Below are 12170 nucleotides of genomic sequence, written 5' to 3'. Positions count from 1 at the left end.
CGACCGCCGTGGACCACGTTCCGTCCGTCGTCCTGGGCGTGTGCTCCTTCACCCACGACTCCGCCGCAGCTCTCCTCATCGACGGCGAGCTGGTGGGCTTTGTCGAAGAGGAGCGCTTGTCCCAGCAGAAACACACCCGCGAGTACCCGCGTCAGGCCATCGGGTGGCTGCTGGAGGAGGCGGGCATCACGCCTGGTGACGTCGATGCAGTCGCGTACAACTTCCAACCCATCCGCTACCTCGCCGAGACTCCTGCTGCCCTGCGGATGGCTCTGTCGGGCACGACCCGCTCACGGGCCATACCGCGTGCGGCAGGGTTCACCAAGGTCGCCGTACGTACCCGGCGTCGCCTGCGGCTCCTCGCTCAGGACTTCCCCGACGCCCGTGTTACCCCCGTACTGCACCACCGCGCGCATCAACTGGCCGCGTTCACCGCGTCGGGCTGGGAGGAGGCGGCTGTTCTCGTCGTCGACAGCCTCGGCGAGCGCCAGACCACCACCATCGCCCACGCTCACCACAGCGCCCGCCCACGGGTCCGCATGCTGGAGGCGCTCACGGACCCGGCTTCGCTGGGCTATGTGTACGGGGCGGTCACCGAGCACCTCGGCTGGCGGCGCGGCGACGAAGAAGGCACCGTCATGGCCCTCGCAGCGCTCGGCAACCCCGCCCGATTCCGGCACGTCTTCACCCGCGCAGTCCGCACCACAGCCATCGGCTTCGCTGTGGACCCGGCGTACTTCCCGCCCCGCGTGCTCACCTCCGGCTATCCACGCACTTCCCCTCGGTTCGTCGCCGAGACCTGCCTGCCCCGGCAACCGGACAAGCCGGTCCAGGAGATCCACCAGGACCTGGCCGCCGCCCTCCAGGAGCGCACCGAGCAGATCATGATTCACCTCGCGCGCCGAGCCCGCTTGGTGAGTGGCTCGCGCAGGCTGTGCGTGGGCGGTGGCGTGGCCACCAACTGCGTCAGCATCGGGCGGATCATCGACGTCGGCATCTTCGACGAGGTCTTCGTCCCGCCAGCCCCCGGCGACGCAGGCACGGCGATCGGCGCCGCTGTCGCCGTGCACACCGACAGCGGCAGCCAACGGCCCCTGTCCGGGATCGCCCGTACCTGCTACCTCGGCCCGTCCTTTCCGGAGCCGGAGCTGGACCTCACCCCGTGGCCCGGACTGAAGCAGAAGCCCCTTGGCGCGGACGCCGCGGAGTTTCTCGCGGACCAGCTGGCCCACGGGATGATCGTGGGGCTGTTCCAAGGCCGCGTCGAGGCCGGCCCCCGTGCCCTGGGGAACCGCTCGATCCTCGCCTCGCCCCTCGCAGCCGGGGTGGTCGAGCGCCTGAACGCTACGGTGAAGTTCCGCGAGCCCTTCCGCCCGTTCGCCCCCATGGTCACCGCCGTCCGCGCCCATGAGTTCTTCACCCTCGGCCAGGACGCCCCGTACATGTCCATGGCCTCCCAGGTGACCGACGCTGCCCGCGAGCGGATCCCCGCGATCGTCCACGCCAACGGCACCGCCCGTCTCCAGACCGTCACCGAGCCACAGAACCCGTTCATGCACCAGGTCCTGGAGGCGTTTGCCCGCCGTACGGGAGTCCCTGTCCTGATCAACACCTCGCTCAACGTCAAGGGAAAGCCCATCTGCGGCACCCCGGAGATGGCACTGGACTGCCTCGCGAACTCCGGGCTCGACGCCCTGCTGCTCGAAGGGCGGTGGATCACCAAATGAAGATCGGGTACAGCTTCTGGGGCTTCCTCGGAAACGGGGTCACTGACACCCCCGACGGAGGCCGCAGCCACCGCCGGCCGCTGATCGACGCGCTCCTCGGGCGCGGCCACGACATCGTGTTTCTCCAGGCCGACCGCGATCGCCTCGAAGCTGGGGACGACCTCGGCGGCGCGTACACCTTCGACGCGGGCATCCCGGACATCGACGTGCTGTTCCTCGAATGGCGCTGGTCCATCGAAGGACGCAACACCACCGCCTGCGGCACCCAAGGACACACCTGTGATCTCCACCGCCAAGCGGAGCTGCTCCAGCTCTACACCGTTCGCCGCCGTACCCCCACCGTGATCTGGGACAAGGACCGGCAACTGCGCGAGGACAGCATCTGGCGGCGGATCCGGAACGTCGAGGTGTGCGAGGCCGCCCTCACGCCCACCCCCGGTGCCCACCGCCTCCTCTTCCCCGTCGCCGATGCGCTCCTGGACGGTGCCGACCCAATCGCCTTGGCCAGCGAGGACCGGAAGACGCCGCTCGGTTACGTCGGCAACCAGTACGACCGCGACGACGAGTTCGACCGTTTCTTCGCTCCAGCCGCCGCCCGCTTCGACCACCAGGTGGGCGGCAAATGGACCAGCACCGCGCGCTGGCCACACATCACCTTCCTCGGCCGAATCCCCTTCAACGCCGTCTCCCGGTTCTACAGCAACACCCTGGCCACGGTCCTGCTCCTGCCCGAGCGGTACGCCGCGGCAGGACAGATGACGCAGCGGATCTTCGAGGCTGTCCTGGCCGGTTGCCTGCCGCTGGCGCCGGCCGGCATCCGGCACGTCGAGCGGTTCGTCCCTGAGGACCTGGTGGTCAGGACCGGCGGCCACGTGATCCAGCGGATCGCCGGCCTCCAGAAGATCGCTGGCAGCCAGCAGCACGCCGAACTGATCTCGGAGTGCCTCGGCCGACTGGAGCTGTTCCGGCTCAGCCACCAGGTCGACGCACTGGAGACCGTGCTGGACATGGCCACCGCCGCCGCGCCGCCAAGGCAGGGGGCCGCATGATGAACCGCCCCGCATGGGCCAGCAGGCCCCGATCATCCGTATGTGTTCCGGCGGCCGAGCCGTCCGGGCACCCGAGCACCTCTAGGCTGGAGCACCATGAAGAAGGTCGCCATCGTCGGCTGCGGAGGCAGCGGCAAGTCGGATCTTGCCCGCAAGCTGGCCAAGATCCTGGATGCTCCAGTGACGCACCTGGATGCCGCGTTCTACGACGACGAGTGGAACGCCCTGCCCATGGAGAAGTTCGCCGAGGTGCAGCGCGGCCTGGTCGCGCAGCCGACGTGGATCACCGACGGCAACTACAACTCCACGCTGCAGATCCGGCTCGAAGCCTGCGACACCGTGGTGCTGATGGACGTCTCGACGCCGGCCGCACTGTGGGGGATCTTCTCCCGACAGATCCGCCACGGCGCCGGACACAAGGGCAACGGGGTGCACAACCGCATCACCTGGGGCGTGATCAAGTACGTGGCGACCTACCGGCGCAAGATGCGACCGCGGGTCATGGCCAAGATCGAGGAGTTCGCCTCCGGGCACGCCGAAGTGGTGTTCCTCACCAGCCGTCGGCACACGCGACGCTGGCTGCAGCAGGTCGCCGCACAGCACACCTGAGGGCGCCGCGCCCCGAGCGGGGGTGCGGCTCGTGATCACCAACCCGTTTCTCGACCCCGACCGGCAGGGTGAGCTGTACGGCAACACCGCCCGGCTGGCCAGTCGCTCCACCGCGCTGATGCGGGCCAAGACCGCTGGACGTCCCGTCCCCGAGACCATCGTCCAGCTGGCCCAGGCGCACCGAACCGAGGGCGATCGCCGTCCCGGCCTGGTAGCGGACATCGGATGTGGCCGCGGAACCAGCAGCCGCGTCCTGGCCGAGCAGCTGAAGCCGCAGCGGCTCGTGGGTATCGACGCTTCGCCCGCCCTGGTGACCGCCGCTCGAAGTCGCGTGGGCCACCACCCCGGAACGCAAGTGGCGTTTCTCCAAGGGGACTTCCACCATCTACCCCTGCCCGATGATTCTTGTGAGCTGGCTGTTGCGGCGTTCTGCCTCTACCACTCACCCGAACCCGGCCAGGCCATCGCGGAAATCACCCGCTCCCTGGCCCCCGGTGGACTCGCCGTGCTGGTCACCAAGGCGCTCGACAGCTACAGCGACATGGACGCCCTCATCGCCGCCGCCGGTCTCGACCCGCGCGCCGAGCGGCACGAGAGCCTTTACGCCACCGCGCACGGAGGTAACCTCGCCGACCTGGCGCAGTCGGCCATGGACGTGGTGACAGTCGAGCACGAGGAGCACCGCTTCGAGTTCTCCGGCCTCGACCACGCCGCCGAGTACCTCGCCACCAACCCCAAATACGACCTCGCACCCGGCCTGTACGGCAACCCGGGCGCCCTGGCCGCCGCGCTCCACGAGTGGCACCCGGACAAACCGATCACCACCACCTCGGTCATCACCTATGTCGTGGCTCGGTCGGCCGGAGGCCGGACGTGACGCCCTTCCACTTCACCAAGCACTACGAAACCCCGGCGAAGGCCGCTGCCGCCGCCCACCACTACGGGTGGCTCGCCACCCACGCGAAGCCGCTACGGCAGCCGGCGCTGATTGTGATCGGGCCGGCCAGCCTGACTTTCGAGCACATCGACGGTCGTCATGCGCAGAAGAAGGACCTGCTGTCCCTGGCCGCGCTCCTGGGCGATGCGCATGGTGCTGCCTGGACAAGCGACCTGCACGCAGCACAGCTGGACATGCCGCACGAACTCCGGGACGGCAGCCTTCTCGCGGCTTTCCGCTCCTGTCGGGAAGTAGCCCTGCGCAACCGGCTGGAGAAGGGCTTCCTGCCCGACAGAGTCGCCCTGCACGCGATGCTGACGCTGCTGGAGCGCTCCGCCGATGGGCCCGCCGCCTTCTACAAGGACAGCAACCCGCGGAACTTCCTGATCACCGAGAACGACACGGTCTTCAGCGTCGACACGGACGACCTCACCCTCGCGCCCTTCGGATACGACCTGGCCAAGCTGATCACGACGCTGATCATGACGCACGGCCCGATCGACCCACCCGATATCGAAGAGGCCCTGAACAGCTACAACCACGCCACTGCCCGGCACGACGCCCAGCTAGGGGCGACAAGCCGAGAGCGCCTCGGCGACTTCCTCGCACTGCACGCCGTACTGACCGCTCCGTACGCCGGACGTCACGGATACCGCTACGGCTGGCTGAGCCAGGGCCAACAATTCCAAGGCACCTCATGATCACCACAGAACTCGTCTTCGTCCGCCACGGCGAGGCTCGCTGCAACGTCGACGGCCGCGTCGGCGGGCCCGCGACCTGCACCGGGCTCACCCACCTCGGATACCTCCAGGTCCAGAAGGCCGCAGCCCAGCTGGCCGCCGAGCACCGAGCCCAGCCCTTCACCGCGCTCTACGCCGGCCCCCGACTGCGCCTGCAGCAGAGCGGACAGATCCTCGGGCAAGCCCTCGGCCTGGAGCCCCTCATCGAACCTGGCCTCGATGGACCCGTTCACGGTGAGGCCGACGGCAAGCCCTGGCACTACGTCAAGACCGCAGCCAACGGCGGACCGCATGCCCACCCAGACCAACCGTGGGCCACGGGATCCGACAGCTGGAACGGCTACCTCCAGCGAGCCGAGGCGTTTCTCCGCGACCTCATCGCCCGTCACGACGGGGGCCGAGTCGTATTCGCTGCCCACGGCGAAACGGTCCTCGCCGCACACGCCCTCCTGCTCGGACTCGGGCCGATGACGGAAGCCGGCTTCACCGTCTCCCATGCCTCCGTCACCCGCTGGCAGCACCACCACAACCGGCTCGGCCAGCGCCGCTGGATGCTCGACCGGCACAACGACACTGCCCACCTCGCCGCATTAGCAGCGGGAGCGACGCCATGAGCACGGCCTACGACGATCCGCGCATCCAACTCGCGCGCCAGACGGTCGGAGCTGTCAGCATCGTCGCCGACCCGACGCTCCCGCCCCACCTCCTGCAGCTCATCGACACCCGCGGCAACACCTATTTCGCAAAGCAGCACAGAAGCCAGGCCCGATACGTCCAAGAGACGCACGCCTACCTGACGTGGAGACGCCATCTCCAAGACCACGCACCTGAGCTAGTCGGCCGCCAGGACTCGATGCACATCCTCCTGCTCACCGCAGTGCCCGGTCGGAGCGGTGACGCACTCCTGCCTGGTTCGGACGAGGAGGAGCGGGCGCACCACGATGCCGGAGCTGCACTTCGAGCTCTTCACCAGGCGACGTGCCGTCGGAGCACCGGCGACATGGGAGACAAGCTGGCAGTCCGTCTCCGAAGCTGGGTTGCCAGGGCCGACCGCGCAGACCTCCTATCGGGCACCGAGCGGAACCTTCTCCTGCAGATCGCGGACGAACTGGCCGGCACCCGCATGGACAGTGCCGTCTGCCACCTCGACTACCAACCCAGGAACTGGCGCATCGGAGACGGCTTCTGGGCCTTCGACTTCGAGCACATGCGACGCGACGCCCGCATCCGGGACTTCGCCCGACTTGCGTTCCGCCACTGGCAGGCAGCCCCTCGATTGCGCGAGGTGTTCTTCACCGGATACGGCGGTCGCCTCACGGACACCGAACAACGGCTCCTGGAGCGGTTCGGTGCCATCGAAGCCGTCACCGCAATCGTCCGCGGCCACGAACAGGGCGACGCCGTCCTGAGCGCCCACGGCCGCACCGTCCTGTCCCACCTGAGCTGACCTCCCCACCCGCCAACCCACCTCTGGAGAGTTCCTTGTCAGACAGCCACTCCGCCGCGACCGCATCGAGCCCTCGGCGTGCGCTGGTGACCGGCGCGGCCGGCTTCATCGGATCCCACCTCGCCCATGCCCTGCTCCAGACAGGTACCACCGTCATCGGCGTCGACCGCCGCGACCCCGCAAGAGATCAGACGGCCGCCGCCAACATGGCCGCACTGCACGGTCTTCCTGGCTACATGCACATCACCGCGGATCTCCTCACCTGCGCGATCGACCCGCTCCTCATCGACGCAGACGTGATCTTCCACCTGGCCGGCATCCCCGGCGTACGGCCCTCATGGGGACCGCAGTTCAGCGAGTACGTCAACTCCAACATCCTCGCCACCCAGCGGCTCATGGACGCCGCCACCCGCATGCACGTCCCCCGGCTCGTCGTGGCCTCCTCCTCCAGCGTCTACGGCCCCACCAACGGAGGCCCCAGCGTCGAAGGTGATCACCCCCGCCCGGCTTCCCCGTACGCGGTCACCAAGCTTGCCGAGGAACAGCTCTGCCTCGCTCACGCTTCCCGAGCCGACTGCCCCACCAGCGTCATCGCACTGCGGTACTTCACGGTCTACGGCCCCCGCCAGCGCCCCGACATGTTCACCCACCGCGCCCTCCACGCCGCCATGACCGGGGAGCCCCTGCGGCTGTACGGAGACGGCCACCAGCGCCGCGACTTCACGTACATCGACGATGCCGTCGCCGCCACCATCTCTGCTGCGGGTGCCCCTATCGACACGGGCATCGTCAATATCGGCGGCGGAGCCAATGCCTCCTTGCTCGACGTGATCAACATCGCCAACCGCCTCGCTGGCCGAGAGGTCCAGATCCACGCCGACAACGTCCGCAACGGAGACGTACTGACCACCCGCGCTGACCCTCGCCGCGCCCAGTCTGTACTCGGCTGGCAGCCGACGGTCGACCTGCCCACCGGCATGCGCGTACAGATGCAGGCCCTGGCCAAGCCCGCGTATCGCACGGCCGCCTGACCACCTGGCGACGAGAGAGGAGTTGCTGTGGAGAGCCCAGAAAAGGCACGGCTGGACGCTTTCTTCCGACGAATCACCGAACGCTTCCCTGCCGCTGGTCAGGCCACCTCGCTGATCATTACGCACCTGCTCCCCGAGCGGCCGGCGTTTCTGCGCGCGATGGCTCGCACGACCACCGTCGCCGCCGTTCTCCCCAAGCCCAAGTCCGTGACCGGGGAGGCTCTGGCAGAGGTCCGCCGCACATACGCCGTCCATGCCCTTACCCGCGAACTGTTCGCCGATCCGACCAGCGCCCTGGAGTACCTCGAAGACACCGCACCTGGTCGCGACGTCGTCCTCCTCGACATCGGCGGCTACTACGCCCCCAGCCTCGGCACCCTGGTCGACAAGTTTTCCGGCCGCATCCGGGGAGTCGTCGAGGACACCGAAAACGGCCACCAGCGATACGAGGCGCTCGGCCAACTGCCCTGCCCCGTCTTCTCGGTGGCCCGCTCGCCGCTGAAGGACTGCGAGGACCACCTCGTCGGCCGGTCCATCGTCTTCTCTACGGAAGCCCTGGTCCGCACCCGAGGCGACATCCTCACCAGCCGCGACGCCTGCGTCATCGGATTCGGCAAAGTCGGCCGCAGCATCGCCCAGACCCTGCGAGCCCACGACCTGCGCGTCGTCGTCTACGACAACGATCCCGTCAAGCAGGTGCAAGCCCACGCCCAGGGCTTCCGCACCACCGCCACCTGCACGGAAGCGATCCACAAGGCTGGCCTCGTACTGTGCGCCACCGGCAACCTAGCCCTGCGGCAGAGCGACTTCGCTGCCCTGCACAACGGCGCGTACGTCGCCTCGGTCACCTCGTCCGAGGACGAACTCGAACTCGACGCGCTCGACGACCTCTACCGACGCACCCCAACTGGGGACCAGCTGACTCGCTACGACGTGACCGGCCACTACTTCTACGTGCTCGCCAACGGCAACGCCGTCAACTTCCTGCATGGCGCAGCCGTCGGCACATACATCCACCTCGTCCAGGCCGAGATACTCGCCGCCACTTCCGCTCTCAGCCAGGGCGCGTACGACCCGAGCCTCCACGAGATGTCCGCAGACGCCCGCCAGGCCATTGCCAGAGTCTGGCTCGACCACTTCGCCAGGTGATCCACATGCCCCCGTCCCGAAGCCACATCCAGACCACAACCGAGACATACCTCGGACGCCACCCCGAGGAACGGTCAGGGCTCGCGCCTCTCCTGGACGCCCTGACGCGCCCGGAGGACCCGACCAGCCGTAAGACCTACCCCGGCCATATCACCTGCAGCGCTGTCGTGATCGACCGGCACGACCAGGTGCTGCACATCCACCACAAGATCCTCGGCAAGGACCTCGCACCGGGCGGCCACATCGAGCCTGACGACGCCGCTCTCTCCAGTGCTGCCCTGCGTGAACTCCAGGAGGAGGCTGGCATCCCGCCCGGCGCCGTGGTGCCGCTGTCGAGCTACGAAGGCATCCCGCTCGACATCGATGTACACGACATCGCAGCCAACCCCGGTAAAGGCGAACCGGCGCACCAGCACTACGACTTCCGGTTCGCTTTCCGACTTCTCGGCGAGCGGAAGATCCACCTCCAAGCCGAGGAAGTCACGGACTACCGGTGGCTGCCCTTCGCGAAGGTCCCTGCACCGACCATCGCTGCCAAGCTCGCTCTCCTGGCCAGCTCCACCAGTCCCTGACCCGCCGATCGACCGGAGATCACCGTGGCCGCCACCACAACGAAGTCGAAGCACACCCCGCGCCGGCACATAGCGGTGATCCCATGCCGCTGGGGCGCCTCACGATTCCCAGGAAAGCCCCTGGCCATGCTCGGGGACAAGCCGCTGCTGTGGCATGTCCACCAGCGATGCCAGGAGGCCACACGGCTTGATGACGCCATCGTCGCGACCGACGACCACCGTATCGAAGAGACGTGCAGGCAGCTCGGCATTCGCTGCGTGATGACCGGCGAGCACGCCACCGGCACCGACCGCGTCGCCGAATGCGCCCAGCACCTCGACGCCGACGCGTACATCAACGTCCAGGGCGACGAGCCGTTCATCGACCCGGCAGCGATCGACGCCGTCTCGGAAGCAGCGGCTCACCTCGACACAACCACCCTGGCGGTCAACGCGTACACGCGCGTGACTGACGTGGCAGCGGCCATCGACCACAACGTCGTCAAGGTCGTCGTCAGCGCGGACAGCAATGCCCTGATGTTCTCCCGCCAGCCGATCCCGTATCCGCGGGGTCACTACCCTGCCTACCTCCGTCAGCTTGGGCTGTACGCGTTCACAGCCGAAGGGCTGGAGATATTCCGGAAACTGAGCCAGGGGCCGCTCGAACGCGCCGAGGGCGTCGAGATGCTGCGCTTCATCGAGCATTCGCGCAACGTGCGGATGCTGCCCGTGGTCGACGCCGGCCTTGCAGTGGACACCCCCGAGGACCTCGTCCGTGCGGGCATCGTTCTGGAACAGGCACAGGCCAGCTCCCGGTTCTCCTGAGAGGGGCGGGGGCTGGCCTTAGGTTCTGTCCGTCCGGTCATGTACGGATCCAGACGACCGTGGCGGCGAGAGCCACAGTGCCGAGGTACGTACTGGTCGGGCACAGCGGAGCAAACCTGCCGGTCACCGGTGCCGCGGACCGCATTCCGCCCCCTGGCTATCCTTCCTCCGCCTCCTGAAACGCCAGCCACTCTGTTGCGAGTTCCTGGAGAGTTCGATCACCGTTGACTTGCCAGCGCGTTGGGCCTTGAACTGCAGGTGGTGCTTCGGCCCAGGCAGCGAGCTCCCAGATACGAATGACGAGCCCACTGACCGAATAGGCAAGGCCGTCGTAGGACCAAATAAGTGGTCTCGTGCGATGGTTCTGCCAACGGACCTGAGACCTGTGCTCGTCGGCCGCAAGCCACTCTTTGGTCGCTAGCATCTCTGGGGCGTTGCTCGGATAAGTCAGCGGTGTTCCATCCTTAATCACGCGAGCGTTGACAAGAGTTGGAACTGTGGCAGGTTTCCGACGCCGGCTTGGTCGTGCCGACGCTGCATGTTCAAAGGGAAGTTGCGGCACGGGGGCTCGGCTGCGTACATCTTCCGCCACCATTCTGGCGAGGTCTCTGCACCGTTCCTCATTGGTAAACGTGCTCATGAGGAACGAGGTAGGGCCGTAGCTGAGGTTCACTCGGTACACCAGCCAGGGCAAAATGGTCTCAACCAACTCGGGTACGGCTGCCAGCACGGATTCGATAGGGAACGACAGTTCATCAATTTCCGCCAGTTCGAGAAACTGGAACACAAGATGGGTGATCAACATGTCGCCGTGCTGGGCAGTGGCGCGCGTACGACCTGCGAGGCGATTACGCAAAGCATCGAGAGCTTTTCCAGCCTCTCGCTGGATCTGCAAACACCGCCAGATACGGAAGGCACTTGGCACTTCCCCAAAAAGTCGTTGATACGCCCCCTGGGCGCCTGTCTCCCAGAGTAATTCGGTATCCCTTTTAGCCCGTACGGAAAGCTCCGGAGTTCTGTAGACACATGCGAGAGCCACGGCCGCTTGCACGACAGAGCACCCGGAGTCTGGTACGGGTTCTACTTCACCTCGCTTATACACGTACGTCTTGCCTAGAGCCAGATCGAAATCCTCACGAATCAAGGCCTGTTTTTCGTCAAGGGAGATGAAATCTCGACGATACACGTCATTTTGCGTGTTTGTGGTTTCAGCAATCCGAGAGGCATACTCATCGTAATTGTCACCCAGGGCGATGACTCGGACCGCAACATCGGCCCCTGCAACCGTCCCCGGCGTCTCCTGCATAGCTCTATGAATCGAAGTAACGGTTTGGGCGCCATTGACTACGGTGGCGTGCGTCAGTTTCAGGTCTACGGGGTGATCGGGATGCCGGCGCCCGGGGTAGAAGGGCTCGACCCGGTTACACAAGATGGTGATTCCATTGTTGTAGTACCAGAAGTTCTCCGGCTCTTCTGTGAGTGTCTTCTCGATACCGACATTGATGCGGGTGAGTCCCAGCGACTGCCTGATATTTTTCGAGAAGAGCCGAGCGCCGTGCTTCTCGTATATCGCGGCTACATCCAACATTCGCAGCGTGACATCCACTGGATCGGACATCCGATCCTCTCTTAGCTGCTGCAGCAGCTCGGCAGTTGTCATCAGGTCGTAACTTAGCATCGGCCCATGGCTGTGATGATCCTCGCTAGCACGGTCAAGAATCGCAGTTGTATGCGGGCTGAGCGGATCGTTCCCGGCAAGCGCAATGATCAGGTTGATTTTGAGGCTAGAATCACCCAACGCCGAGTCAAGGAGAGCCGTGAATGGCTGCAGCTTTTTATTGAATGCGGCAAACTGCCTGTTCTCTAGCAATCGTAGTCCATCAATGAAGGCACGGGCAGCATCAGTCTGGAAGCCCGCCGTTCCTTTTTCACTCCACTTTGCCTGAACCAACCAAACCTGGGAACCGTCTGTAACCGCCACAGCGTCGATTCCATTGTCATCACTTCCGTCGATCACTGCCTCGGCGCAACGTTTTAGCTCCCACCCCGTCACCCGACGGATTGCTGTGGCTGCCACTGCCCGCGACAGGAAAGCGCGTTCTCGC

The 12170-nt window shown here is 66.2% G+C and carries 12 protein-coding genes; 11 read left to right on the top strand and 1 reads right to left on the bottom strand.

Annotated elements, in window-relative coordinates; all coding sequences use genetic code 11:
- Nucleotides 1-8: 8 nt before the first annotated feature.
- The 11 genes from BKA18_RS10625 to BKA18_RS10575 all read left to right on the top strand — a co-directional run bounded on the left by BKA18_RS10625 (nucleotide 9) and on the right by BKA18_RS10575 (nucleotide 10065).
- On the top strand, nucleotides 9-1727 hold the full coding sequence (locus BKA18_RS10625) for a carbamoyltransferase family protein (RefSeq protein WP_366048090.1): 1719 nt from the start codon (nucleotides 9-11) through the stop codon (nucleotides 1725-1727).
- Entirely contained in the window at nucleotides 1724-2776 is a 1053-nt protein-coding gene (locus tag BKA18_RS10620; protein ID WP_366048091.1) for a glycosyltransferase family protein, read from the top strand. The genes BKA18_RS10625 and BKA18_RS10620 overlap by 4 nt, the downstream gene beginning before the upstream one ends.
- Nucleotides 2777-2872: 96 nt before the next feature.
- Entirely contained in the window at nucleotides 2873-3385 is a 513-nt protein-coding gene (locus tag BKA18_RS10615; protein ID WP_366048092.1) for a P-loop NTPase family protein, read from the top strand.
- Nucleotides 3386-3416: 31 nt separating this feature from the next.
- On the top strand, nucleotides 3417-4262 hold the full coding sequence (locus BKA18_RS10610) for a class I SAM-dependent methyltransferase (protein ID WP_366048093.1): 846 nt from the start codon (nucleotides 3417-3419) through the stop codon (nucleotides 4260-4262).
- A complete protein-coding gene (locus tag BKA18_RS10605) occupies nucleotides 4259-5023 on the top strand; it encodes a phosphotransferase (protein ID WP_366048094.1) in 765 nt (254 codons plus the stop codon). The genes BKA18_RS10610 and BKA18_RS10605 overlap by 4 nt, the downstream gene beginning before the upstream one ends.
- Nucleotides 5020-5676, top strand: coding sequence for a histidine phosphatase family protein (locus tag BKA18_RS10600; protein ID WP_366048095.1), 657 nt, complete (start codon nucleotides 5020-5022; stop codon nucleotides 5674-5676). The genes BKA18_RS10605 and BKA18_RS10600 overlap by 4 nt, the downstream gene beginning before the upstream one ends.
- The gene (locus BKA18_RS10595; RefSeq protein WP_366048096.1) at nucleotides 5673-6509 is read left to right on the top strand and encodes a phosphotransferase; all 837 of its coding nucleotides are present in this window, start codon (nucleotides 5673-5675) and stop codon (nucleotides 6507-6509) included. The genes BKA18_RS10600 and BKA18_RS10595 overlap by 4 nt, the downstream gene beginning before the upstream one ends.
- Before the next feature lie 35 nt (nucleotides 6510-6544).
- Nucleotides 6545-7540, top strand: a complete 996-nt coding sequence (locus tag BKA18_RS10590) for an NAD-dependent epimerase/dehydratase family protein (protein WP_366048098.1) — start codon at nucleotides 6545-6547, stop codon at nucleotides 7538-7540.
- A gap of 27 nt (nucleotides 7541-7567) precedes the next feature.
- Nucleotides 7568-8689, top strand: coding sequence for an adenosylhomocysteinase (locus BKA18_RS10585; protein WP_366048099.1), 1122 nt, complete (start codon nucleotides 7568-7570; stop codon nucleotides 8687-8689).
- A gap of 5 nt (nucleotides 8690-8694) precedes the next feature.
- Nucleotides 8695-9261, top strand: a complete 567-nt coding sequence (locus BKA18_RS10580) for an NUDIX hydrolase (protein ID WP_366048100.1) — start codon at nucleotides 8695-8697, stop codon at nucleotides 9259-9261.
- Between the two features lie 24 nt (nucleotides 9262-9285).
- Nucleotides 9286-10065 (top strand): 3-deoxy-manno-octulosonate cytidylyltransferase, encoded by a 780-nt coding sequence (locus tag BKA18_RS10575; RefSeq protein WP_429638310.1) that lies wholly within the window; start codon nucleotides 9286-9288, stop codon nucleotides 10063-10065.
- 157 nt (nucleotides 10066-10222) lie between these two features.
- On the opposite strand, the gene BKA18_RS10570 is transcribed toward BKA18_RS10575, so the two are convergent.
- Nucleotides 10223-12142 (bottom strand): AIPR family protein, encoded by a 1920-nt coding sequence (locus BKA18_RS10570; protein ID WP_366048101.1) that lies wholly within the window; start codon nucleotides 12140-12142, stop codon nucleotides 10223-10225.
- Between the last annotated feature and the right edge of the window lie 28 nt (nucleotides 12143-12170).

The organism is Streptomyces auratus, assembly GCF_050433025.1.
Taxonomy (GTDB): domain Bacteria; phylum Actinomycetota; class Actinomycetes; order Streptomycetales; family Streptomycetaceae; genus Streptomyces; species Streptomyces sioyaensis.
The sequence above is the reverse complement of the archived record's forward strand: the minus strand, read 5'-3'. Positions and strand labels throughout refer to the sequence as shown.

Excerpts from the sequence above, each read along its gene's own strand:
- BKA18_RS10595 (WP_366048096.1), top strand. The coding sequence starts at position 5,673 with ATGAGCACGGCCTACGACGATCCGCGCATCCAACTCGCGCGCCAGACG.
- BKA18_RS10600 (WP_366048095.1), top strand. The coding sequence starts at position 5,020 with ATGATCACCACAGAACTCGTCTTCGTCCGCCACGGCGAGGCTCGCTGC.
- BKA18_RS10580 (WP_366048100.1), top strand. The coding sequence starts at position 8,695 with ATGCCCCCGTCCCGAAGCCACATCCAGACCACAACCGAGACATACCTC.
- BKA18_RS10620 (WP_366048091.1), top strand. The coding sequence starts at position 1,724 with ATGAAGATCGGGTACAGCTTCTGGGGCTTCCTCGGAAACGGGGTCACT.
- BKA18_RS10615 (WP_366048092.1), top strand. The coding sequence starts at position 2,873 with ATGAAGAAGGTCGCCATCGTCGGCTGCGGAGGCAGCGGCAAGTCGGAT.